This is a genomic window from Rhodococcus sp. IEGM 1305 (assembly GCF_030058635.1).
Taxonomy (GTDB): domain Bacteria; phylum Actinomycetota; class Actinomycetes; order Mycobacteriales; family Mycobacteriaceae; genus Rhodococcus_F; species Rhodococcus_F opacus_D.
In genome coordinates this window covers 679,323-704,541 of record NZ_JASHKX010000002.1, presented here as the reverse complement: position 1 = coordinate 704,541, position 25,219 = coordinate 679,323, and the positions used below count along the sequence as shown (strand labels likewise).

Sequence of the window (25,219 nt, the reverse complement as noted above, 5' to 3'; positions counted from 1 at the left end):
CCTCGATGCGATCGTGGCCGATGCGTGGACGTATCTGCAGTCGCTGGGCGCGCGGGAACGCTACCGTGGTGCAGTGCGGTCGTGACGAGGCGCGCGGCGCCCCGTGGACCGCGAGAAGGAGGCTGGTGTGGACGTCGCCGATTCCACGAGGCAGGGTCGGATCGTGGAGGTCCTCGTCGAGGCCTTCGCCGATCTGATGGAGGCGGACCCGAGTGCGTTTCGCACGAAGTTCCGGAAGATGGCCGCCGATCCGTTCGCCTTCTACCGGGGCAGCGCCTGCCTGTTCTACGACGATCTGCGTGACTTCGACGATCCGTGGGCCGACGAGCGCACCGGCCGAGTGTGGATCCACGGCGATCTGCACCTGGAGAACTTCGGCACGTACATGAACTCGGAAGGCACCCTCGTCTTCGACGTCAACGATTTCGACGAGGCGTACGTGGGGCACTTCAGCTGGGATCTTCGTCGCTTCGTCGCGAGCCTGGCCCTGATGGGCTGGCAGAAGGCCCTCCCCGAGAAGGACGTCCGCGAACTGGCCGAAACGTATCTGCGCAGCTACGTCGACCATGTCCTGCACTATGCGCGGCAGGAGGCGGACGAGGACTTCGCGCTGGGCCTGGACAATTCTCGCGGCGCCATTCACGACCTCCTCCTTCGTGCGCGCCTCGCCACCCGGGTGAGTCTGCTCGAGTCCGTCACGGTGCTCGAGGACTACGATCGGCACTTCCGGCGCGGCCGCGGCGTCCGCGAAGTGGACGAGCAGGAACGCACCACCGTGAGCGAGGCGGTCGAGACGTACGTCGAGAGAATTCCGCGCAGCAAGCGGTCGGCACGGCCGGTGTTCTACCGGATCAAGGACGTGGTCGGGCGGAAGGGCTTCGGGATCGGCAGCGCCGGTCTTCCTGCGTACAACGTGCTCATCGAAGGGGCGACGCAGGCACTCGAGAACGACATCGTGCTGTCGCTCAAGCAGGGCAACGTCGCCGCCCCGAGCCGCATCGTCGACGAAACCGCCGTCCGCGGCTACTTCGAGCACGAAGGTCACCGCACCGCGGTGAGTCAGCGGGCCCTGCAGGTACACACCGATCCGCTGCTCGGCTACACGGAGATCGGCGACACCGGTTTCGTGGTCGCCGAACTCTCCCCGTACGAACTGGACCTGGACTGGTCCGATCTCACCGAACCGGAGGACATCGCGCCGGTGCTCGAGGACCTCGGCCGGGCGACGGCGAAGGTGCATTGCGTCTCCGACGAGGACAGCGATCAGACCCTCGTCACGTTCCAGACCGAAAACGCCATCCAGAACGTCGTCGACGGCAGGCTGGACGAGTTCGTCGGCGAGATCGTCGACTTCGGCATCGCGTACGCCGAGGTGAGCCGCAGGGACCACCAGCTGTTCGTCAACGCGTTCCGGGAAGGGGAGATCGCGGGCGTCTCCGCCACCTAGCCGAACTACAGTCGGACGGTGTTCAGTTCCTCCAGAACACCTTCCGCGCTGCGGGCGGCGACGGTGCAGGCCCGCGCGGTGAACTGGTCGAGCAACGGGTGGCGTGCCCGTTCGCGCCACTTCCGCACCGCGGCAAGTGCCCGCATCCGCTGCAACTCCACGGAGTCGTCGCCGTCGGTGCCCAGTCGTTCGGCGATCTGGATCCCGAATCCGCCGATCAGGCGTTGCAACTCGGCCACGTCGTCGGCGGGCAACCCCACCTCGGTAGACCGCAGCCGCCCGAGCAGCCGCAGTTCCTGGAAACCGTGCACATCGGAGAGCAGCCGTTCGGCCGACATCAGGATCTCGCCCGCACCCGGCACCGGATGCGCCGTGAGCACCCGCTTGAGTGCCACGAGCGCCGAATGGGTCTTCAACTGGTCGGCCCGCTGCCCGAACTGGATGTCGATCACCTGACGCAATTCGTCGAGGCCGCTGCGTTCCACCAGTTCCGCCGCCAGCGTCGGCGAGTCCTTGGTGCCCAACCGGATCAGGGTGACGGCCATCCGGATCCCGAAGAGCCCGAAGCGGTCTGCCAGCTGAGCGCGCATCCGTGCGTCCACGGGAAGCGGACTGTCCTCACGCGCGAACCGATCGGCCGACAGCATCGCCAGGTTCAGGTCGTCCACCGGGACCTCGGCCAGATGCTGGAACGCGGTGAACTCGGCCTGACGCATCGTGCGGGCACCGAGCGCCAGCAGACCCGCGACGGGGACCACGGCCTGGCACAGCCCGGTGCGCTCGAGTTCGCCCGCGAACCGGGACGCCACTTCCTTCGCGGACATCATGGCGTCCAGGCGTCCCGCCCCCACCTCGTCGGCCCGCGACACGACACCGACCACACCGAGCGGTCCCGATTCGTCGCCGACGTGGTCGCCGATCTGGCCGAGGAACTGGACGTCGGTCGCGTTCAGCGTTCGCAGCAGGTAGACCACGGCGTCGGCGCCGGACGCCTCGTTGTCGGGGGTGAGCATCTCGAGGGTGCGGGCCGAGACGTCCCGCGACAGCGAGGACGTGCCCGGGGTGTCGATGATCGTCGTGTGAGCCAGGGCGGACGACGGCCACTCCACGTCGAGACGGTCCACCTGGTCGGCGGTGAGGTGGCCGAGGTCGAACGTGAGATGTCCGTCCCGGCGCAGCACCGGGACGTTGGCGGAACGCTGGGCGCCGCTACCGTTGTCCGGCTGGTACCACGCCGTCACGGTGGGCGTCGACCCGCTGCGGTACCAGGTGACGACGCGGGTGCACTCGGTCGCGTCGGTGGGCGCGATGTCCTGTCCCACCAGGGAATTGAGCAGAGTGGACTTGCCTGCCTTCAGCGAACCGGCCAGGGCCACCCGCAGCGGTTGTTCCAGTCGCCGGGCGCATTCGGTCAGCTGATCCCGGATCTCGGGTCTGCCCGCGTACAGCTGCCGGGCGGACGCGATGAGTGCCCGGGCCTCGTGAAGCGGAGCGGCCGTCATGCCGTGACCGCTCCCGCGTCGCCTGCGACGAGTTGCGCGGCTTGCTGTTTCAATTCGGATGCGACGTGCAGATCCTTCTCGAGCTGCGCGATCCGGCGGGTCCGTTCGGTGGACTCGAGATTCGCCGCCTCCTGTGCGCCTCGCAGCGAGTCGTTGATCGACCGCAACGCCTGCTCGGCGATCGCGCTGAAATGATCGCGCAGCAAGCGCTGGATCGACCGGAGCCGATCCTTCGACTCCTTGCCCACCTGGAAGCTGGCGTCGTCGGCGAACCGGCGGATAGCGGCCTTCGCCTCCGCCCGCCGCTTCAGGATCCGGCTCTCCTTGTCTTCCCGGTACGCCTTCGTGCCGAGGAGGACTCCGGCGCCGATCGAGATCGGATTGACCAGGGCCATCCCCATCATCGTGGTGATCAGACCGAACATGAGGACACCGCCGTACGACCCGCGCATCCCGACGAGAACCTTCTGCGTGATGCCGATGCGTCCGGCCTCGAGGTCCGCGAGGGAGGCCACCGGTTCGAGGACACCGTCGACGTTCGCGACGTCCAGGTGCGGCAGTTCGACGGCACCCGTCTCGGCGAAGTGCTGCGCCACCACCTCGGCCAGCCACAGCGCACGGTCGTGGGCCCACACGAAGTTGTCGCCGATCGCGGTGGCGAATTCCTGCTCGAGCCACTGACCGAGCGCGTCCCAGTCCTTGCCGGGGTCGCCCTCGTCGACGGTCTCCTCGGCCTCCCGGGTGACGCGGCGCAACCGGTCCCGGAGGTCGTGATCGATGTCCGCGGCCAGGTCGGCGATACCGTCGCCCAGCGTCTGCTGCCACAGCGACGTCTTCTTGTGCAGCTCCTCGGCGGCGGCCTTCGCCTTCTGCAGTTCGGCGACCGCGGCCACGCCCTTCGCCGGATCACGCAGGGCGGCAAGCTCACTGCCGATCCCCAAAGTGAGATGCTCGGCCGCGGAAGACACGTCCAGCGACACGGCCCGCCGCGTGTTCGCCTCCGCCCGAGCCACCACCCGCTCGCGCAGGAACGCGTACAGGTCGACGAAACCGGATTCGGTGTTGAGTTCCTCGTCCTGCAGTCGCAGCGCGTGCGAACGCAGCACCGAGGAGATCGGGATCAGGGGAACGTCGAGACCGGCCCGCGCGAGGTGCCCGCGGTCGGCTTCGACGATCTCGCGCCAGTGCGGGTACAGGTCGGTCTTGCTGATCAGGCACGCCACCGACGGGCACAGGCTCGTGACCTGGCGGATGAAGCCGAGCTCCGGTTCGGTGAATTCCTGGCTGGCGTCGGACAGAACGAACACGGCGTCCGACGCCGGGATCAGCCCGAGTGTGCTCGCGGCGTGCGGGTTGCCGGCACCGCCCACGCCGGGCGTGTCGACCAGGACCAGACCGTCGGCGAGCAGCGGGCTCGGGACGTTGACCTCCACCCGCAGCACCTCCCGGCCCCCGGCGCGGGGCGAGGCCGGCGTGATGCCGTTCAGCTCGTCGAGCGGAAGAGGAACCCGGATCGGGTCGGCACCCGGATCGGCGAGGAGCAGTTCCGCCGACGCGGTCTCGGCGTTCTGGACGACGGTGGGGATCGCGGTGGTCTCGTCGTCGCCCACCGAGCACACGGTGAGGTTGAGGAGGGAGTTCACGAACTGGCTCTTGCCCTGCTTGAGCGGTCCGACCACCACGATCCGCATCCGCGGGTCCTGCACCCGGGTCCGGGCCGAGTCGAGGCGCTGCGCCAGATCGCCGCGACCGAACCTCTTCGCCACGTCCAGGGCCTGCTCGAGCAACGCCGTCATCGACTGGGACCCGGCTGGACTCTTCTCGGCGGCTGCACTGTCCATGAGCTTCGTTGACCCGCAATTCTTCCGACCTCTGTGCGGACACCACGTTCAGTGCACCGACACCCGACTGTGTGAAACAGCCCCGCACGCATAACGCGTCCGGGGCTGATTTCGTTACATCGTACGGCGGTTCCGGCCGCCCCGTCTGGGGGATGCCGGAACCGCCGTCTCATCACGGCTCGAGGTGATCGACCACGTCCGTGACGTCGTGCGTGGTGGCCACCGAGGTGTCGGTGTCACCGAACAGCGAGCCGTCGGTGTCGGCGTGCAGGCCCGAGTCGGCGCCGAACGCGTTGTCGGCGTCGATCGACGACCAGGTGTCGGCGCCGGTGTCGACGGCACCGCCCAGGGTGGACCCCAGTCCGCCTGCGATCGACCCGGTGGTGTCGGCCACGACCCCGCCGACCGCACTGAGGTCGGCCGAACCGTCCGTGGTCGCGTCCGTGTCGGCGGAACCGCCTGCCGACGCTCCACCGTCGACCGAACCGCCGGCGGACGCTCCGCCGTCGACGGCACCGCCCACTGCGGCTCCACCGTCGACCGCTCCGCCGACCGCACCGTCGAGGGCGCCTCCGACCGAGGTGCCGAGCGATCCGAGGCCACCCACGCCGCCGGACAATCCGGCGCCGAGGCCGGTGACCGCGTCGGTGGTGGCATCGAGGCCACCGGTCAGTCCGGCAGTGGCGTCGACCGCGCTGTCCAGGCCGCCTTCGATTCCACCGGCCACATCACCGCCGACTCCGGCCGCGGCATCCACGGTGCCACCGAGGCTTCCGCCGACATTCGCGGCCGTGTCCAGCGCGCCACCGACCGTGCCACCCAGATCGGCCGCCGTGTCCAGGGCGCCACCGAGGTTCGCGTCCACGTTCGCACCGGCGTCGGCGACCGCGCCGACCGACGCGCCTGCCTCGCCCACCGCGTCGACGGCACCGCCGACGCTGCCGGTCAGTGCGGAGCCGAGGCCCGCACCGGTTTCGAAGATTCCACCGAGACCACCGGTGAGACCGCTGGTCAGACCGGCGCCCAGGCCACCGGCCGTGTCCAGTCCGCCGACCAGGTTGGTTCCGAGGCTGCCGCCCAGGTCCGCTCCGGCGTCGGCAACCGCGCCGACACCCGCCGCGACACCGGCACCGATGCCTGCCGCGGCGTCCGCGCCGCCTGCGACGCCGCCGCCGACCGCGCCGCCCACGTTGCCCGTGACGTCACTGCCCACGTCGAGCAGTCCGCCGAGCGCGCCGTCGATGCCGCCCGTCAGGCCACCCGCGAGATCGGTGCCCGCGTCGAGCGCACCGTCCAGGGCGCCGCCCACGCCTGCTGCGGCGCCGAGTCCGAGGTCGGCGTCCAGAGCGGAGTCCAGATCGAGTCCGCCACCGGCCTCCAGAGCCGTCTCCAGTGCGGAACCGAGGGTCGCGCTGAGATCGCCGTCGGCTCCGAGGACGCCGCCGAGCGCGGTGCCCAGCGTGCTGCCGATGCTGCCCTCCGCGCCGAGAACGCTGTCGAGGTCGAGGGCGCCGCCGGTCTCCAGCGCACCGCCGAGCACGCCGCCGAGCGCCGCGCCGAGGTCGGCGCCCGCGCCGCCACCGACACCGAACGCACCGCCGAGCAGGCCGCCCAGGTCGGTCACGCCGCCGAGGTCGACTCCGCCGTCCGCGCCGAGCACCGCGTCGAGGGCCGCACCCAGACCGGCGGTGGCGTCACCGTCGACTCCGAGCACTCCGCCGAGCGCGCCGCTGATGGTGGTTCCCAGGTCGGCACCGGTGTCGAGGACACCGCCCAGCCCGAGGCCGCTCTCCAGAGCGCCACCCAGGACCGTGCCCAGGTTCGCGCCTGCCTCGCCGCCCAGCCCGAGGGCCCCGCTCAGCGCCGTCGTCAGCTCCGACGTCAGTTCCCCGCCGAGACCGAGGTCGGCGCCCAGCCCGAGGTCCAGTCCGCCGTCCAGCAGACCACCCAGGTCGATGTCCGTCACTCCGCCCGCGCCGAGCACGGCGTCGAGGGTGCTGCCCAGTTCGGCGGCCAGGCCACCGTCCAGACCGAGGGCGCCGCCGAGGACCGTGCCGAGCGCGGCGTCCAGTCCCAGTCCGCTGTCGAGTGCGCCGGACAGGGCGCCACCGAGGCCGCCGTCCAGATCGAGGGCGCCGCCGAGCAGACCGCCCAGGGCTCCACCGAGATCGCCGCTGACGTCACCGCCCGCGCCGAGGACGCCACCGAGGATGCCGCTCAGCGCACCGCCGAGGTCGCCGTCGGCACCGAGAACGGCGCCGAGGTCGAGTCCGCCACCGGCACCGAGAACGGCGTCCAGCGCGGTACCCAGACCGGCGGTGAGGTCGCCGCCGACTCCGAGTTCACCGCCGAGCAGTCCGCTCAGCGCACCGCCGAGGCTGCCGCCCGCGCCGAGGATCGCGTCGAGGTCCAGTCCGCCGCCCAGGTCCGCGATCGAACCGAGCGTCGCGCCGAGTGCGCCACCGAGGTCTGCGCTCAGGTCGCCGCCCGCACCGAGGACACCACCGAGAGCGCCACCGAGGACCGCGCCGAGGTCGGTGCCGAGAACTCCGCCGAGCGAGCCGGCGACGTCACCGAGCAGTTCACCGCCGAGCAGGCCTTCGAGGGTGGCGCCCAGTCCGCCGCCTGCGCCGATCGCCGCGTCGAGCGCACCGCCCAGCGCGCCGCCGAGACCGGCGTCGACACCGAGCACGCCGCCGAGGGTCGTTCCGAGCACAGCACCGAGGTCGAGGCCGCCACCGAGTCCGGCGAGGATGTCACCGTCCAGGCTGCCACCGAGGTCGACGACGCTTCCGAGGGCGGCACCGAGAGCCGCACCCAGCTCGGCGCCCAGGTCGCCGCCGATCGACAGTGCGGGGGCGAGGATCCCGGTGAGACCACCGGCCACGTCGACCACCGGCAGGGCCGTGATCGCCGCGGTGAGGGTGGTGGCGAGCTGCGCCGTCAGGTCGGCGCCCAACCCGAGGGCGCCTCCGAGGGCCCCGCTGATCGTTGCGCCGAGGTCGAGGGCACTACCGAGGTCGAGGCCACCGGTGAGGGAGAGTGCTGCGTCGAGGGCCGCACCCAGCGCGGCACCGAGCTCCGCACCGATCTCGCCGCCGATCTCCAGCGCGGCACCGAGTGCGGCACTCAGGCCGGCAGCCAGTTCCGCCGCGAAGTCGAAGTCGCCGCCCAGGCCGGCACCGAGACCGAGGCCTGCGCCGGCACCGATACCGACCGCACCGCCGAGGCCGCCGCCGAGACCGAGGCCGCCGCCCAGGCCGCCACCGACACCTGCGCCGACACCGCCCGCCACGTCACCGGCGACGTCGGCACCGGCGTTGACGATCGCGGCCAGGTCGGCCCCGCCGCCTGCGAACAGTCCCGACTCCGCGACCAGCGGAGCAACGGACACGATGTCCGCGTGGCTCACACCCTGCAGGCCGGCGGCGCACAGCGCCTCGGTCGGGTTGGCGCAGTAGGCAGCCGCAGCCTGCTCGTCGCGAAGAAGGCCGAGGATGAAGTCGAGGACGGCGTTGGTAGCCATGGCAGCTCTCCTGTAGTCGAGGTTCGGGGAGTTCGGGTGGCCACCACAACTGCTGTGACGGCGAGTGAAATACACGTTATGGATCGGCGGCCCCCTTCCCAACGGGGCGGCGCCCCCTACTCGGGGACCCCGGTATCGGGGATCTCCCATCGGGGGTCGGGGCCTCCCCGTTAGGGGATAGGGGGCCATTAGGGGATCGGCCCCGTAACTGCCGTCGACCAGCGGAGTCGGCGTAACGAAACGGCCGCTCCACGCGACAATTCGAGTGACCACGACGGCTTCGGCCGTCACATACGACGGCGGCACCGTCCGCCTGACGCAGGCGGCGTGACGCCCGCCCGGACCACAGGAGTGGAAGATGGCTGCAGCGCTCGGCATCGGTGTCGGATCGGTCAATACGGTGGCCGCCGTCGACACGGACGGGGCGAGCGTGACGGATGCCGCCGACCTCACCGTCCTGTCCCGCGCCAGTGTTCTCCACCTCTCCCCCGATCGCGCTCCGGTCCTCGGCGACGACGCGAGCGAACCCGATGCGGTGACGGTGTCCGACTTCGCGAACCGCGTGGGCGACCCGGTCGGGATCCTCACCGACGACGGCTCGACCTACTCCGGTGAAGACCTGGTGGCCACCGCCGTGAGCTGCATCGTGCACGAGGCCGCGTCGGGCCGCCACGGCCTCCCGACCACCGTCGTCGCCCACCCGACCGTCTGGCCGCCGTACACCGTCGGTGTCCTCGCCGACGCGCTCGAGCAGGCCGGCGTCACGGACGCGACCCTGGTGTCGGAGGCGCAGGCGGTGATGACGTGGCTCGAACGGACCCGCGGCACCCTCGGCGACGCGTTGACCGTCATCTACGACCTCGGCGGCACCTCACTCGACATCACCCTCTTCCGTTCGGACGCACACGGCACGGAGACCGGCGTCCTCGGCAAGCCGGTGCGGTCCGAGGACTTCGGTGGCGCCCACTTCGACCACGCCACCATGCAGTACGTCCTCGGCAACGTCGCCGAGGAGTTCGGCGACATCGACCCGTTCGCGCCCGACACGGTCGCCGCCCTCACCCGGTTGCGGACCCGCTGCACCGCGGCGAAGGAGGCGCTGTCCTCCGACACCGAAGCCACCATCGGCATCGAACTGCCCGGCATCTCCACCGACGTGCGGCTGGTGCGCTCGGAACTCGAAGACCTGATCCGCGCGTCCCTGCAGGAATCGGTGACGCTGGTGCGCGAGAGCATCCACGCCGCCGGCCTCGAATCCAGCGACGTCACCCAGGTGGTGCTCACCGGCGGAAGCGCCGCGATCCCGCTGGTCGCCGAACTCCTGTCGGCGGAACTGCGTGTTCCCGTCGTCGCAGCCGAACGTCCGGGCCACACCGCGGCCCTGGGCGCCGCCCTGCTCGCCGCCGACAACGATGCGGGACGCGCCGCCGCCCCGACCGTCGCGCGGATGCCGGTCGTCGTGCCCACCGCGGCACCTGCAGCGCCCGTCGCCGCCCCGACCGTCGAGCCGGACGCCGAGACCGTCGTCCTCGCCGCCCGCACCCCCGCACCGACCCTCGGCGAGCCCGCCGCCACCGGAATGTCGCGGAAGAAGAAGGCCGGGATCATCACCGCCTCCGCCGCGGCCATCGCCCTGCTCGCCGCGGGTGGGCTGTCGCTCGGCACGGCCCTCGACAGCGCACCGTCGTCGTCCAGCTCGGGTTCCACCACGTCGCAGTCGTCGGGCACGTCGGCGGGCGCGGCATCCACGTCCGGTGTTCCTGCCGAGGCCGCCGCGACGGGCGCCACCACTCCCGGCACCGAGGCGGCGGGCATCGCCGCCGCGACCGGTGTCCCCGGCACCGCGGCCGGCGTCGCGACCCCGATCGCCGCACCCGGCACCGTCCCACCTGGCACCGTCGCACCGGCCGCGGCCGCACCGGTTGCCGCAGCGCCCGGCACCGCACCGGCACCCGCGGCCGAGGTACCCGCACCTGCCCCGGCTCCCGCGCCCGCACCTGCCCCCGCTCCGGCCCCGAGCGTTCCCCAGACCGACGGCGGCGCCGCGATCGCCAACACCATCGTCGGCGGCGCCGGCGCGGTGGGTGACACCGTCAACGGAGTGGGCGACACGGTCGGTGGCGTCGTCGGCGGAGTCACCGGCCTGGTGCCCGGCGTCCTCGGCAACGGCGGATAGGGCGCCGGTGTCCACGCTGCCCTCACCGCTTCCTCCCACGGAACTCGCGGAGCTCGACGGCCCGCAACTGTCCGCTCTCGCACTGGTTCTGCTCGGCAGCGACCTCGACGAGACCGTGGTCGCCCGAGTACTCGACGTCGAACCCGACCGTGCCCGCGCCGCTGTCGACGCGCTCCGCGCGGACGGCTGGGTCGACGAACGGGACGCGCTGGTTCTGGCGGACCACACGCATCTCACGACAACGCTCGGCGAAAACCGGCTGACCACGCTCGCTCGCCGCCTGCTCACCCATCACGTCGACGGCGGAACGCTGACGCTTCCCGTCGCCCGCGCGATCGCCGCGACCGGCACACCGAGCGACGATCTGAGCCAATTTCTCTGCGCCCAGGCCGAACTCGCCGAACCGGCCACCGCCGTCGCGTTGTATTCCGAAGCCTGCCGGGTCGGCAGGCTCGGCGACAGTGCCGTCGTCGCATACGCCGAGGCCAGCGCCCTGAACGGCGACCTCGACACCGCGGTCGGCCTGGCCGATTCGGTCCTCGAACGGTCCGGCACCGTCGGCGATGCGGAACTCGCTGCGGCGGTCAGGATTTCGGCCGCCGGCGCCGCGTTCTGCGGCATGATCGATCGCAGCGCCGAACTGTACGCCTGGCTCGGCGCCGACCGGGCGGGCGCCGACGCCTCCCTCGCGGCCGCCGTCCTGGTGGTGGCAGGGCGACTCGACGACGCCGAAGCCGTCCTCGCCACCAGCGCGGGCGCACCCCCCACCGCCGCCACCGCCGGCGCCGCACTCGTCGCGACCGGACTCGTCCAATCGGTGACCGCGTCCGCCAACGCCGCACTGAACTCACTGACGCGTGCGCTGTCGCTGCCCGGTCGCGCGTCCCGGCCACGGGTGCTGCCCGACTCGCCCGCCGCGATCACCGCCCTCGCCGCACTCCACTGCGGCGAACTCACCCACGCGGACGCCGTCCTCGCCCGGGCACGAGAAACCGAACGGCCCGGCAGTGTCACCGCGAACCGGCATCAGCTGCTCACCGCCTGGACGTCGATGGTCCGCGGCGATCTCGCCGCGGCGCAGTCCCGGCTCGACGGCCTCGACGCCGGGTCGATGCGGCAACGCGATCTGCTGTTCGTCCACGGCCTGCGGGTCGGGCTGGCCCGGCGCACCGGCGACAACGCGGCACTGCTCCAGGCCTGGGCAGGCGCGCAGGGCGTGCTCGCCGAGTACTCGGTGGACCTGCTGAGCCTGCTGCCGCTCGGCGAACTGTGGCTGACATCGATCCGGGTCGGCGAACCCGCCCGGATCACCCACCTCGTCGAGGACGCGCAATCGTTGCTGCGGACGCTCGGCGAGCCGGCGATGTGGGGTTCGGCGCTGCACTGGTATGGCGTGCAGGCCTCGATCCTCGCCGAATGCCCCGCAGATCTGATGCCCCACGCCCGCGCACTCGGCGATGCTGCCAAGGTCAGCACGTACGCGTCCGGGCTCGCCACCGCCGGTCGCGCCTGGCTGCGTGTGCTGCAGGGCGACATCGATGCCGCATCCGTCGAGGACGCGGCCCGCACCCTCGACCGGATCGGCCTGCCGTGGGACGGTGCGCGCCTCGCGGGGGAAGCCGCGCTGCGCGCGTCCGACACGAGGGTCGCGACCACGCTCCTGCAGGTCGCGAGGGCCCTGCGGCAGCCGACGTCCGCGGGCAACGGCACCGACTCCGCGGTCGTGTCGAGTCCGAGCACACCGGGATCGCTCACCGACCGCGAGGCCGAGGTGGCCGAACTGCTCGTCCAGGGGCTGACGTACCGGGAGATCGGGTCGCGCCTCTACATCTCCGCCAAGACCATCGAGCACCACGTCGCGCGGATCCGGCGGCGGCTGGGCGCCGGGTCGCGGTCCGAGCTGTTGTCGATGCTGCGTGCGATGGGCCACGGGTATTCCGCCGACTCCTGACCCGTGAGTACTTATTAACCGCGGGTGGTTAATAAGTACTCACGGGCGCCGGAGGCGCAGCAGCGCCCCGTGTAACCATTCGGCTGCGGCAGGCGACACACTGTGCACATGGTGCGATGACGCACTCCCTCGAACTGTGCCAGTAAGGATCTTTCATGACCACCGGAGTCGGACTCACCGTCGGCGATGCGGTTTCCACAGCGGTGGTGACCGCTTCCGGAACCGACGTGAGGACGATCGAACACCCGTCCGTCCTGTTCACGGCCCCGGACGGCACGGTTCAGCTCGGCGACCCCGGCACGGAATCGACGGGCGCCGTCCGCGACTTCCTGGCCCGCGTCGGTGAGCCCGCGGGCATCGAGTACGCGGGCTCGCTGACCCGCGCCGAGGACCTCGTCGCGACGGCGATGTTCTGCCTCTTCAGGGAGGCCGCGGACGGACTGTCGGGGACGGTGAAGGTCACCGCGACCCATCCGTCGGACTGGGCGCCGGAGATCGTCACGAAACTGCGGGAATCCCTCGACTACATGGGTCTGGGCGAGGCAACGCTCATCCCGGAGTCGGTGGCGCTCGCCGCTTCACCGGAATCCCCGGCCCACGGCGCGGCACTGCTGGCGGCCGGGCTGGCACTGACCGACGAGGACACGAGCGCCGACACCGAGTCGATTCCGGTCGTCGAGGCCCCGATGCACACCGCGTACTCCGCGGTGACGGCGGTGCCCGCAGCCGCAGCCGCGGCCGCTGCCGCATATCCGCCCGCCGAGACCGAGGCGTCCGCTCCCACGAGTACACCGACGCCACCCGCCAAGCGCACGAACCGTCGGCCGCTGATCATCGCCGGTGTCGCCGCGGCCGCACTGGTGGTGGCAGGTGGGGCGCTCGCGTTCGCGCTCACCGGCAACGGCAGCACCGCGGTCCCGACGATCCAGGACGCCCAGACCGCGTCGGTGACGACGTCCAGCGCACGACCCACGACGGCCGCATCCGTTGTCTTGCCGACGGCGAGCACGCAGGAGGTGGCCGTGACGACGGAGGTTCAGGCCCCCGTCCCGGTCGCTCCGCCGCCTGCACCGGTGGAGACGACATCCGTGTTCGTGCCGCCGCCTCCGCCCTCGACGACGACGCCGGTGATCACGCTTCCCTCGATCACCACGGTCCCGCAGACCACCACCACGACGACGACCGCCGCGACGACCACGACGACGCCGCCGGAGACGACCACCACCTCAACGACAACCACGACGACGACGATGAAGGAACCCGCGGCCGCGATCACCACCACGACCACGCCCGCAAAGCCGGCTCTCAAAAGCCCAGGTGAGTGAGGCTCTGGTCACACCTCCCCGACCGTCTGACTCGTCCGTAGCTTAAGGTGGGGCGCTGATACCCACCCCAGAAGGAATCCTCAGTGAACGGATTCCGTGCAGAAGGGATTTCATGCGTAACGTGCTGGCGCACCGCGCCGCTGTTGTAGGCGCCTCGGCAATGCTTCTTCTCTTTCCGTTTTCCACTGCCGCCCAGGCCGACCCTGTTACGCAGCCCCACACCACTCAGCTGAGCGCCGACAAGTTGCCAACCGAACTCGTCGAGGCCATTACCCGCGACCTGAAGATCAGCCCGCAGGAGTACCTCGACCGCGCCGCGAAGGCACAGGAGCTGGGCAGTTACGCCGAGGACTTCCGGGAGCAGCATCCCGACGACTTCGCCGGGGCCTGGATCGGCCTCGACGGCCAGCCCGTCGTCGCGGTCACCACGAACGAGGCCGCCGACGCCGCAGCCAAGGCCGGGTACGACACCCGCATTGCGCCGGTGTCCGCGAACGGCCTGGAGAAGACCCTCTCCGACGTGAACGGCTGGATCGCGGGACTGCCGAAGGACGTGGCTTCCCAGGTCAACTCCGCGTCGATCGACGTCCTCGAGAACCGCGTCGTCATCGACGTCGTCAACAGCCCCATCGGCCAGGCGCTGAACCTGCCGACGCTGCTCGCGAACGTCAAGGTCATGCTGAGCCCCGGCGGCGGCGGTCCGGTGGAGCGCGGTCCCCTCGCCGGTGACACCTACATCACCACCGCGGGTGAGCTGCCGAAGACGCCGATCTCGGAGATCTCCGTCTGCTCGCTGGGCTTCAACGCCGTGGACGACAGCGGCCAGGCCGTCAACATCAGCGCCGGACACTGCAACCCCGCCGAGGGTCAGCCGTCGCCGGTGTTCCTTCCCAATCACCAGAACGTCGACGACAGCCAGCAGATCGGCGCCTTCTCGAAGTCGTCGGTGGGCAACCCGGCCGACAAGCTGGACTACTCGGTGATCAAGCTCAACGAGGCCGGCGTCAAGGCCGGTCTGGACCGTCCCGCGGTTCGCGGCGCGAACGGCACCACGCTGGAGATCACCGGCACCGCCCGGCCCGTCGTCGGCGCCCCGATCTGCAAGTCGGGCCAGACGTCGTCGTTCACGTGTGGTGTGGTGGCAGCCGATCACGTCGAGACGCAACTGTTCGTCGCCGACGGTTCGAGCCGCGTGGTCAACGGTTTCGCCGGCACGGCCTGCACCCTCGCGGGTGACAGCGGCGGCGCCATCGTCACCGGAACCCTCGCGTTGGGCATCACCAGTGGTTCCAACGCCAGTGGCGCCCCCAACTGCACGGAGGCGAACCTGGTGCTGGCACCGGAGGGTGGCACCGCCAGCCTCGGCATCCCCGTCGCGGACATCGTGGACACGCTCGGATCCGGGATGCGCGTGCGCACCATCTCCGACTAGTTCTGCTCCGCCTCACCCTGTGCCCGGTGTCCGTTCGCTCGGACACCGGGCACAGGTGTGTTCCGGCCTCGTGTCCGCTTTGTCCTGCAGCGTCGTCCACCGAGAGTGTTACAGGTGGGAATAGACGGGGCGAACCCATATAGTCGACTCCGACTGTGTACGGCCTTACCTGTCGGGGGGGTCGTATTCGTATGCGCCCGCGAGGCGACTGCGAACAAACAAAAATAGAAAGGCCCCCATGCGAAGCTCCATCGCACGTCGTGCCGCCGTGTTCGGCTCCGCCGCGCTGCTGCTCCTCGGCCCGGTCGCCGCCTCCGCTCAGGCCGATCCGGTCGAGCCCGGAGTGTCCGGCCAGGCCGGCAAGCTTCCCGCGGAACTGATCGACGCGATCCAGCGTGATCTGTCGCTGAGCCCGGACCAGTACCTGGAGCACTCCGAGCTGGGCCAGAAGCTGGCCGAGTTCGCGAAGACCGCCCGAACCCAGTTCCCGGACGCGTTCGCCGGAACCTGGCTCGACAACGCCGGCACCCCGATCGTCGGGCTCGCCGACGGCGCCGACAAGGACGCTGCGGTCGCCGCGGCCGAGAAGGCCGGCTTCCAGGTGAAGGATGTGGCACAGAGCGAGAGCAGCCTGCAGGCTCAGGTGAAGTCGCTCGACGGTTGGCTGGACACCCAGCCGCCCGCCGTCGCGGATCTCGTTCGCGGTGTGGCCATCGACATCGTGAACAACGATCTCGTGCTCCGCGCCGACAACGTGGGCGGGTTGCAGCTTCCGGACTTCCTGAAGGGCGCACGCGTCGTGCAGTCGCCCGCCACGGCCGCTCCGCTGCCGTCCACCGACCTCACCCCCATCGCCGAACCGCTCCCCGCCGACGCCCTGCTGGGCGGCGACGCGTACGGCTCGCTCGGCGGCGGAGTCGGGCTGCGCTGCTCGCTCGGTTTCAACGGCACCGACAGTTCGGGCGGCCCGGTGAACATCACGGCCGGACACTGCGACCCCAACCGGGACGCTGCCGGCACCTCGGAGGCGTCGGAGGCGTTCTCTCTGGTCCCGGGTGGCACCGGTCCGCGGATCGGCACGTTCGCCAAGACCAGCCTGGACATCCACGACTACTCGATCATCCGGGCCGACGACAGCGCCGCACGCCGGTTCGAGAACAACGGCGTCCGGGTTCCCGGCGCCGCGCCGGTCGCCATCACCGGAACCGCCGACCCGATTGTCGGCGCCCCGGTGTGCAAGTCGGGTCTGACCACCGGTTTCACGTGCGGTGTCGTCACGTCCGTCGCGCAGACCGTCTCGGTCGGTGAGCGCACGCTGGCCGACAGCTTCTCGACGAGCATGTGCGCCCTGCAGGGCGACAGCGGCGGCACGATCGTGACCGGCACGCTGGCACTCGGAATCTCGAGCGCGTCCAACGTCGGGCAGTACCCGATCTGCCAGGTCGCGGACGTCGTCACGTTCGTCCTCGGCGAGAGCCCCGAGTTGTTCGCCACGCCGATCAACGAGGTGCTGGCCGAGAACCCGGGTCTGCGCGTGCGCACCTCGTAACGCACTCCGCCTGCGACAGCGGCCCGCTTCCCGCTCGGGAGGCGGGCCGCTGTCGTCGGTCGTGCACTCGGGCCGCGTAGGGCCGGACCGCTCGCGCATCGCGCAGGGTGGTGCAAGGAACAGTTGGTTTCCGCAGTGATCGAGGACAGCGCGACGCGGGTGGCCGACAGCCAGACGGACATGATCGATCGCCACCTCGGTGACGTGAACGACCTCGAGTCGGACCTCGAGTCGGACCTCGTCGCACTCGGCCGTGAGTGGGTCACGATCCCCACCCGGGATTTCGCGGACCAATTCGCCATGGTTCGGCAGATCAACGCGGAGGCTGCCCACTTCCCGCAGGCCGCGCTCGACGCCTGGCAGGAGGCCGGACCGCGCCGTCGGCGATCGTCACCGACGGGGTCGCGGCCTTCCTCGACGGCTACCGACCGCGCGGGAAGTGATCAGGTGGTGGGCTCGGGCGCGGGTGGAACGAACGGCGTGTTGATGGTGACGAGGTACTGGATTCCGAGGATCACCAGTGCGGCGCCGCCCACGAAGATGGTTCCCGCCAGCCCGCCGGCGGCGAATCCCGCCAGCAGCCCGCCGAGGCACCCGACCGGCGTGCCGATCACGGTCACGGCGAACAGGCCGCACCCGACCGCGAGACCCACGGCACCGAAGATCACACCGAAGATCAGACCGCCGATCAGCGTCGCGTAACCGAGGTAGCTGTTGAAGTCGGCGAGAGCCGAATCGTCGCGCTCTTCCTGAGTGTCGAACCCGTCCTGCGCAACCGATTTCAGGGCCGACGCGACGTCGGCGGGAACGTGTGGGGTGAGCGTCACCGTCCGCCCGTCGAGGTCGGCGTCGATCGGATAGACGGCGTCGCCGACGCGAATCGTGAGCGGCAGCGCAGCCACCACCTTGCCGCCGTCGTCCACCACCTCGATCGCTTCCCGGGTGTCGGTGATCCGGAAGGCGCCCGCGTCGATCGACGTGACGACGGACTCCCCCTCGGCGTGCGCCTCGTAGCCGATGTCGGACGAATCCTGCTGCGCCAGTGGAGCTGTGTGTGCGGTCCCCGCGGAGATTCCGAGTGCCGCGACGACGAGGAACACTGCTCCGGTGACGGCCCGCAGGTTCCGTGCGAACCGGCCGCTCATGCCGTGGGTTCCGGTGCGACGAACGGGCTGTTGATGGTGTTGAAGTACTGGATTCCCAGAACCACCAGGGCGCCACCACCGACGACGATGGTGCCGGCAAGCGCGACGACGGGCGCGACGATCAGCGCACCTCCGATGCACCCGGCCACCGGGCCGGCGAGGCCGAGAAATGGAATCACCAACGCGGCCGTGCCGGGGATGACACCGATCGCGCAACCGATCGCCCCGCCGATGATGGCGGCGACGATCGCGGTGATCGCGCTCGTGATCCCGAGCTGCTGCTGGAAGTCGTCGAGTGCGCGGTCGTCGCGTTCCTGCTTGTCCTGCGGTGCGGCGACGTCGTCGAGGGTCAGCCGCTCCGACACGGGGACGGGGGTCGCTGCCGACGGATCCATGTTCGGGACGAGTCTCAGGACGCGAGCGGTCTCGTCGACCGCAACGGCGAACGGATACTGCAGGTCGTCGACCCGGAAGAACGTGGGAATGGACGCGACGACGCGGCCGCCGTCGTCGACCACGTCGACGGTGTCGTTCGCGGCGTTGATCGCGAAGGCGCCGGCGTCGAGGGTGGCCACAGCGGCGTCACCGTCGCGGGCGGTCTGGTAGTTGATGTTCGGGATGCCCCGTTCCGCAACCGGCTCGGGTGCGGCGGCCGGATCAGCGTATGACGTGGCCGCTCCGACACCCATCGCCGCGACGACGAGCAGGGAGGTGGCAGTAAACCGTCGGAGGTTCATCGAGATCCGTTTCGAGAGCAGCGCTGTGACGGACGAAGGTTAGCCTAAGCATGGGCTCACCAGGCAGGTCACCTCCGCCGGTGTGACGAGGTTCACTTCCGCGACGCCGCACAAGGACGAACCGCCCGCCTCCGAAGGGAGGCGGGCGGTTCGAGGTACTGCGGGGTGCGGCTACTTCACCCACTTCGCCATGCAGGTAGGCCCTGCTCACATCTCTCGTGAAGACGTCAGAGCAGCTTCGGTCCGACCGTCACGATTGTGATCACGTAGCCAAAGATGTCGGCCAAGATGCCAAACAGTTCCGCCATGGATTCTCACACCTCTCCTGGGCGCCTGCGCCCTGACAACTGGCTACTTCGCCTTCTTGTCGTTCTTCGCCCAGATCGTGGTGCCCTCGGGCGCCGCAAGCGTCTGGGCCAGCTGGATACCCGCAATGACGAGCGTCGGCCCACCGACTACGACGGTTCCGGCGATTGCGCCGACTGCCGCGAACACCGGGACGGTCGCCAGCGCCACAGGCCCCGCAATCAGGCCGACCAATCCGATCGCGCCTCCCACGACAGTGCCGGCCAGCCCACCGACCGCAGAGGCCAGTGCAAGTTGCTGACCGAAATTGGCCTGCGCACGGGTGTTTTCTTCGACCGAAGCAACATCGTGCAGCGGGAGATCAGCGTCTGCGATCGGCGTCGCCTGTGCGCGATCGATGACCGGCGTCAACGTGAGCGTCTTACCGTCCTCGCTGACCTTCTCTTCGAAAGGGAACTGCAGACCGTCGAACCGGTACGCGAGGGGCAGCGAGACGACGGCATTTCCAGCACCGTCTTCGAGCGCAACAGATTGCCCATCCGACGACACGACGAATGCACCTGCATCGATCTTCGTGACGACGGCACGATCCTCAACGCGAGTCTCGTAGCCGATCTGCCCCTGAGGCTCGGCCGGATCAGCGATCGCAAGCCCAGATCCAGTGGCGAAGACACTCGCCACCAAAGCCGATGTCGTGACGACTCGACGCAACTTCATTCGGTTCCCCTTATAAGTCCAACCCCATCCGTTGCTAAACAGTAACTTGCTGATGTGATAGATCCCAATTGAGACTCGACTCGAGAAAAGCGCCGCAACAATAGTCGGCGAGGGGTTATAAAATTTCGCCCTGGGACGGGACTCCGACCGAATTTGAAGAATGGCACCAGTCGCCCATGTAGTTATTCCTACAGAAAGCGGGGAACCGGTCGGTTTCTTTGACGGCGGCCCACACACGACCCGGCCCCGCCGTGCGAGACACGACGGGGCCGGGCGCTGACGTAAGGGCCCTACTCGTCCCTGTCCGCGTACATCGACGTCCCCGGAGCGGCGTTGTACGTCTCCCACAACTGATATGCGCTGACGCCGAGAGTCGGGCCGCCGGCGACGATGGTTCCGACGACCCCGCCGATACCGGCTCCGGTCACGAGGCCGGGAAGGCACGCAGGAAGTGTTGCGACACAGCCGATTCCGGCTCCAGCCATCGTCCCGACCAGACTTCCGACGGTGACGGCGATGCCGACCTGCGCACCGAACTGGGCGAACGCCCTGTCGTTCTCCTCACGGGACGCGACGTCGTGGAACGGAAGCGTCCCGGGTGCCGTGGACGTCACGGCCGGCGCCGGCGCCGGAACCGGTCCCGCATGTGACACTCCGGCAGCAAGCCCGATGGCGGCGACCGCCATCCCTGCCGTGACTGCAGCTTGTCTCACGATCATTGATGCCTCATTTCAGGAGCGTCCCGACGAAGTTCTGGTGTGATCGAAGTGCACTGCTCGGCCCCCCGTGTGACCGCTGGCCAGGGCCGGAAAACACGCTCAGAGTAACAGCGGAATCACGGCCGAAATGTTCATTGACGAAAAATTCATCACACCCGCAAGTTACCGATCAGTAGCGATTCGAATGGGTGTAATCCGCGCGAATTGCACGGCCTGAATTACGTCACCCGGGAGGGATTTCGGCAGCGTCGACGTGAGCACCCGAAATAGTTGCCCATCGTTATCCGGTCGCAATGCAAACGCGTCGAATTCGTGACGAAAACGACCGTCGGAGCCCTCTCGCGAAGCAGGCGGGTACCGCTTCCGGCGGCAGCCGGCCGAAGTTAGGGCGACCTTGGGTGAACGCCGCGATTCCGACCCTTTAACGTGGCGAACAGAAAGTCCGATTGTGGCATGCACCACATGCCCCATCGGCGCCCGAGCTGCAGAGATCCCGCTGAGCGCCGGTAAGTTACCCGCAGGTACACTGAATAAGTTACTAGCGGGTAACTTAGCAAGCGTTAGGATCACGAGCAGTCCCGAGGTGGCCGCCCTGCCGCCCTGAAACGAAAGGCCGCGACATGAATGCCCTGACGATCACGTTGGGCACCATCGGCGTGCTGCTGAGCCTCGTATGTTGGTTCTCCTTCATCACTGGCGCATTGAAGATGGTCAACGTCGTCCGGATCGGCCAGTCGGCCCCGGACCGATGGCGTCCCTTTTTCCCGCGCTTCAAGCAGATGTGTGTGGAGTTCATCGCGCACACCCGCATGAGCAAGTTCCGCACCGTCGGCTGGGCTCACTGGCTGGTCATGGTCGGGTTCATGCTCGGAGCCATCGTGTGGTTCGAGGCGTACGGGCAGACGTTCGACCCGGCGTTCCACTGGCCACTGGTCGGTAACACCGCCGTCTACCACTTCATCGACGAGATCCTGGGCCTCGGCACGGTCATCGGTATCACCACGCTGATCGTGATCCGCCAGCTCAATCACCCCCGCGTGCCCGCCCGGCTGTCCCGGTTCAGTGGCTCCGATTTCAAGGCCGCGTATTTCGTCGAGGCCGTCGTCCTCATCGAGGGCCTGGGCATGATCTTCGTGAAGGCCGGCAAGATCGCCACCTACGGCCACGCCAACCCGTGGACCGACTTCTTCACGATGAACCTCGCGAAGCTGCTGCCCGCGAGCCCGAACATGGTCGCGTTCTTCGCCTTCGTCAAGCTGATGTCGGGCATGATCTGGCTCTACGTCGTCGGACGCAACATCACCTGGGGTGTCGCCTGGCACCGCTTCGCGGCGTTCGCGAACATCTACTTCAAGCGTGAGGACGACGGCGACGTCGCCCTCGGTGCGGCCAAGCCGATGATGTCGGGCGGCAAGCCCATCAACATGGAGGACGCCGACCCCGACACCGACACGTTCGGCGCCGGCAACATCGAGGACTTCTCCTGGAAGGGCTGGCTGGACTTCACCACCTGCACCGAGTGCGGGCGCTGCCAGTCGCAGTGTCCCGCCTGGAACACCGGCAAGCCGCTGTCCCCGAAGCTGCTGATCACCTCGCTGCGTGACCACGGTTACGCGAAGGCCCCGTACCTGCTGGCCGGTGGCCGCAAGGACATGGGCGGCGACGAGATCGGCCTGGTGAACGGCGACGGCGCCGTGGACGAGACCACACTGGCCGCAATCCCCGAGGCTGCGCGCCGGGAGGCCGAGCGCAAGCTGGTCGGCGAGACCGTCGACGGCGAGCTGGCCCCGGTCATCGACGCCGAGACGCTGTGGAGCTGCACCAACTGCGGCGCGTGTGTCGAGCAGTGCCCCGTCGACATCGAGCACGTCGACCACATCATCGACATGCGCCGCTACCAGGTGCTGATCGAGTCGGAGTTCCCGTCCGAGCTGGCCGGCCTGTTCAAGAACCTCGAGAACAAGGGCAACCCCTGGGGTCAGAACTCCAAGGACCGTCTCAACTGGATCAGTGAGATGGACTTCGAGATCCCGGTGTTCGGCCAGGATGCCGACAGCTTCGAGGACTACGAGTACCTGTTCTGGGTCGGCTGCGCCGGCGCCTACGAGGACCGCGCCAAGAAGACCACCAAGGCCGTCGCCGAGCTGCTCGCCACCGCCGGCGTGAAGTTCATGGTCCTCGGCGCCGACGAGACGTGCACCGGCGACTCCGCTCGTCGCGCAGGTAACGAATTCCTGTTCCAGCAGCTCGCCATGCAGAACATCGAGTTGCTGAACTCGGTCTTCGACGGCGTCGAGCAGCGCAAGCGCAAGATCGTCGTCACCTGCGCGCACTGCTTCAACGCCCTCGGCAACGAGTACCCGGAGGTCGGCGGTGACTACGAGGTGGTTCACCACACTCAGCTGCTCAACCGCCTGGTCCGCCAGAAGAAGCTGATCCCGGTCGCATCCGTCGGGGAGGACGTCACCTACCACGACCCCTGCTTCCTCGGCCGCCACAACAAGGTCTACGACGCTCCCCGCGAGCTGATGGAGGCCTCCGGCGCCAAGTTGAAGGAAATGCCCCGTCACGGCGAACGGTCCATGTGCTGTGGTGCCGGTGGTGCCCGCATGTGGATGGAAGAGAACATCGGCAAGCGCATCAACATCGACCGGGTCGACGAGGCGCTCAGCACGGATCCGAAGAAGATCGCGACCGGCTGCCCGTTCTGCCGCGTCATGCTCACCGACGGTGTCACCGCTCGCCAGGAATCCGGCCAGGGCGAGGGCGTCGAGGTCGTCGACGTCGCCCAGCTGATGCTCTCGTCCATCACGCGTCTCGAGCCCGAGAAGCTGAGCGAGAACATCAAGGTCATTCCCCGCGAGAAGCCGGCCGAACCGGCCGGATCGCCGGCAGCAGCCGAGGCCACGGCCGAGGTAATCGAGAAGGAGCGCGTCGAAGAGGTCGAGGAGGCCGCTGCAACGCCGGCCGCCACGGAGGCTCCGGCGGGCAAGGGCCTGGCGATGAAGGGCCTGGCCAAGGCACCCGGGGCGAAGGCTCCCGGCGCCAAGGCACCCGGCAAGGGACTCGGCATGGCAGGCGGGGCGAAGGCCCCCGGCGCGAAAGCACCCGGCAAGGGACTCGGCATGGCAGGCGGAGCGAAGGCTCCCGGCGCCAAGAAGGCCGCTCCCGCTCCAGCCGAGGCTGCCGGTACGGAGGCGCCCGCAGCGGAGGCACCCAAGCCCAAGGGTCTGGGACTCGCCGGCGGTGCGAAGGCACCGGGCGGCAAGGGTCTGCAGATGAAGGGTGCCGCCAAGGCTCCCGGCGCGAAGGCCGCCGCTCCGGCTGCCGACGCACCGGCGGCAGAGGCTCCCGCAGTGGAAACCCCTGCTCAGGATGCCTCCGCGGCGAAGCCGAAGGGACTCGGACTCGCGTCCGGCGCCAAGGCACCGGGCGGCAAGGGTCTGCAGATGAAGGGCAAGGCGAAGGCTCCCGGCGCGAAGGCCGCTCCCGCGGACGCTCCCGCCGAGCCGGCAGTCGCCGAACCCCAGGCTGCCGAACCGCAGGTCGCCGACACCTCCTCGGCTTCGGAGGCCCTCGCAGCCGAGGCGCCGAAGGCTCCCCCGGCGGCGAAGGCCGGTGGACTCGGTTTCAAGAGCGGCGCCAAGGCTCCCGGAGCCCGAAAGGCCGCGGCCCCCAAGGCCGCAGCTCCGAAGGCCGAAGCACCAAAGGCGGAGGCTCCCGCAGCTGAAGCGCCGAAGGTCGAGGCAACCGACACCGCGGCTCCGAAGGTGGAGGAGTCGAACGGCGACGGATCCAACGGCAAGGCACCGGAAACGGTGAAGGCTCCGCCGCCGGCCAAGCCCGGCGGACTCGGTTTCAAGGCAGGCGCGAAGGCACCCGGCCGGAAGAGCTAGCCGACAGCAGTGAACAGCAGCGCCCCCACCGTGATCGGTGGGGGCGCTGCTGTTTTCCGTGACGGCCCGCGTTGCGAACCGAGTACCCTCCGACATGATGACTTCGGGCGCCGATCTCACCGTTCGCCGCGCCGCCACGTACACGGTGGCGGTGATGGGCGGTGCACTCGTCGTTGCGCTCCTCTCGGTCGCGTGGATGTCGATCGATTCCGGTGACTGCGCCGAGTCGATGATGGAGTGTGCCGGCGGGGAGAAGTACGTCCTCGTCTTCGGCCCACCCGCGTTGCTGCTCCTGGGCGGGGTCGGAGCCTTCGTGCAGACCTACCGGGTGTGGCGGGCCGGTGGCCGGTGGCCGATCTGGCAGGGTGCGGGCTGGATGTTGTTCGTGTTCATGCTCATCTACGCCTCACTGTCGGCCGGCGCACTCACCGAGGTCTGACCTACCGCGGTTCGGCGCCGCCGCATCCCGGCATTCCGCCGCCCATCGGCTGGGCGGGTGGCAGGTCCTGCACCGTGTACTCCTGCCGGGTGTCGTCCTGCCCGGTCTCGCCGGCCGACGAGGCCTGTTCGACGGACGAGGTTGTGGTGGTCGTCACCGAGGGCGTGTCGTCCTGGCCGATCAGTTGGGCGGCCGCCGCGCCTGCACCGAGGAGGACGAGTGCGGCGGCGCTGGCCGCCACCATCCATCCCCGGATACCCGACCTCGGTGTCTTTCTCACCGGCACACTGGTCGGCGCGACAACGAGGGTCGGCGCCTCGGCTGATGCGGACGGGGACATCACGCGCGCCGACGCCGCCCCCGAGCAGATCTCGCGTGTCGCGCTGACGGCCCTTCGGTTCTGGCGATCCCAGGCGGGACGCCCGGCCATCGACACCGCGACGGTTCAGGCGTGCGCGTGCGCGGCGCGTTCCTGCGAGTCTCTGCTCGCGCGGTGACCGGCCGGTTCACC

The 25,219-nt window shown here is 69.5% G+C and carries 17 protein-coding genes; 9 read left to right on the top strand and 8 right to left on the bottom strand.

Translation table 11 applies throughout. From position 1 onward, the window contains the following. Window positions 1-127: 127 nt before the first annotated feature. Complete coding sequence (locus QM693_RS06600; protein ID WP_283351798.1) at window positions 128-1,447, top strand: DUF2252 domain-containing protein; 1,320 nt, start codon at window positions 128-130, stop codon at window positions 1,445-1,447. A 5-nt stretch (window positions 1,448-1,452) separates the two neighbouring features. On the opposite strand, the gene QM693_RS06595 is transcribed toward QM693_RS06600, so the two are convergent. The 3 genes from QM693_RS06595 to QM693_RS06585 form a co-directional block, all read right to left on the bottom strand. Continuing rightward, a complete protein-coding gene (locus QM693_RS06595; protein WP_105420711.1) occupies window positions 1,453-2,949 on the bottom strand; it encodes a dynamin family protein in 1,497 nt (498 codons plus the stop codon). Further along, a complete protein-coding gene (locus QM693_RS06590; RefSeq protein ID WP_283351797.1) occupies window positions 2,946-4,790 on the bottom strand; it encodes a dynamin family protein in 1,845 nt (614 codons plus the stop codon). Before QM693_RS06590 ends, QM693_RS06595 begins: the two co-directional genes overlap by 4 nt. Window positions 4,791-4,962: 172 nt before the next feature. Beyond that, the gene (locus tag QM693_RS06585) at window positions 4,963-8,316 is read right to left on the bottom strand and encodes an IniB N-terminal domain-containing protein (RefSeq protein ID WP_283351796.1); all 3,354 of its coding nucleotides are present in this window, start codon (window positions 8,314-8,316) and stop codon (window positions 4,963-4,965) included. Window positions 8,317-8,674: 358 nt separating this feature from the next. Here QM693_RS06585 and QM693_RS06580 point away from each other — a divergent pair, with 358 nt between their 5' ends. The 5 genes from QM693_RS06580 to QM693_RS06560 all read left to right on the top strand — a co-directional run bounded on the left by QM693_RS06580 (window position 8,675) and on the right by QM693_RS06560 (window position 16,749). Further along, window positions 8,675-10,492 carry an Hsp70 family protein gene (locus tag QM693_RS06580; protein ID WP_283351795.1) on the top strand — a complete coding sequence of 606 codons (1,818 nt, stop codon included), beginning with the start codon at window positions 8,675-8,677 and terminating at the stop codon, window positions 10,490-10,492. A 7-nt stretch (window positions 10,493-10,499) separates the two neighbouring features. After that, complete coding sequence (locus QM693_RS06575; protein WP_283351794.1) at window positions 10,500-12,443, top strand: LuxR C-terminal-related transcriptional regulator; 1,944 nt, start codon at window positions 10,500-10,502, stop codon at window positions 12,441-12,443. Window positions 12,444-12,598: 155 nt separating this feature from the next. Continuing rightward, entirely contained in the window at window positions 12,599-13,768 is a 1,170-nt protein-coding gene (locus QM693_RS06570) for a hypothetical protein (RefSeq protein WP_283351793.1), read from the top strand. 112 nt (window positions 13,769-13,880) lie between these two features. Further along, the gene (locus QM693_RS06565; protein ID WP_283351792.1) at window positions 13,881-15,200 is read left to right on the top strand and encodes a S1 family peptidase; all 1,320 of its coding nucleotides are present in this window, start codon (window positions 13,881-13,883) and stop codon (window positions 15,198-15,200) included. Window positions 15,201-15,438: 238 nt separating this feature from the next. Beyond that, complete coding sequence (locus QM693_RS06560; protein ID WP_283333487.1) at window positions 15,439-16,749, top strand: S1 family peptidase; 1,311 nt, start codon at window positions 15,439-15,441, stop codon at window positions 16,747-16,749. Window positions 16,750-17,192: 443 nt separating this feature from the next. On the opposite strand, the gene QM693_RS06555 is transcribed toward QM693_RS06560, so the two are convergent. From QM693_RS06555 to QM693_RS06540, 4 genes are all read right to left on the bottom strand, one after another. Beyond that, window positions 17,193-17,894: a DUF8020 domain-containing protein gene (locus QM693_RS06555; RefSeq protein WP_283333486.1), complete on the bottom strand. Its 702-nt coding sequence runs from the start codon at window positions 17,892-17,894 to the stop codon at window positions 17,193-17,195. Next, window positions 17,891-18,631, bottom strand: coding sequence for a DUF8020 domain-containing protein (locus QM693_RS06550; RefSeq protein ID WP_283351791.1), 741 nt, complete (start codon window positions 18,629-18,631; stop codon window positions 17,891-17,893). Before QM693_RS06550 ends, QM693_RS06555 begins: the two co-directional genes overlap by 4 nt. A gap of 351 nt (window positions 18,632-18,982) precedes the next feature. Beyond that, complete coding sequence (locus QM693_RS06545; protein WP_283351790.1) at window positions 18,983-19,654, bottom strand: DUF8020 domain-containing protein; 672 nt, start codon at window positions 19,652-19,654, stop codon at window positions 18,983-18,985. 290 nt (window positions 19,655-19,944) lie between these two features. Continuing rightward, window positions 19,945-20,373, bottom strand: a complete 429-nt coding sequence (locus tag QM693_RS06540) for a hypothetical protein (RefSeq protein WP_283351789.1) — start codon at window positions 20,371-20,373, stop codon at window positions 19,945-19,947. Window positions 20,374-20,993: 620 nt separating this feature from the next. Between QM693_RS06540 and QM693_RS06535 the strand changes: the two genes are divergently transcribed. Together QM693_RS06535 and QM693_RS06530 are read left to right on the top strand one after the other, a co-directional pair. After that, complete coding sequence (locus QM693_RS06535; RefSeq protein ID WP_283351788.1) at window positions 20,994-24,269, top strand: (Fe-S)-binding protein; 3,276 nt, start codon at window positions 20,994-20,996, stop codon at window positions 24,267-24,269. Between the two features lie 37 nt (window positions 24,270-24,306). Beyond that, window positions 24,307-24,708 carry a hypothetical protein gene (locus QM693_RS06530; protein WP_283351787.1) on the top strand — a complete coding sequence of 134 codons (402 nt, stop codon included), beginning with the start codon at window positions 24,307-24,309 and terminating at the stop codon, window positions 24,706-24,708. Between the two features lies 1 nt (window position 24,709). Here the strand turns inward: QM693_RS06530 and QM693_RS06525 are convergent, their stop codons facing one another. Continuing rightward, window positions 24,710-24,865 carry a hypothetical protein gene (locus tag QM693_RS06525; protein WP_283351786.1) on the bottom strand — a complete coding sequence of 52 codons (156 nt, stop codon included), beginning with the start codon at window positions 24,863-24,865 and terminating at the stop codon, window positions 24,710-24,712. Between QM693_RS06525 and QM693_RS06520 the strand changes: the two genes are divergently transcribed. Continuing rightward, entirely contained in the window at window positions 24,855-25,205 is a 351-nt protein-coding gene (locus tag QM693_RS06520) for a hypothetical protein (protein ID WP_283351785.1), read from the top strand. The two genes, QM693_RS06525 and QM693_RS06520, sit on opposite strands and share 11 nt — an antisense overlap. Window positions 25,206-25,219 lie beyond the last annotated feature (14 nt).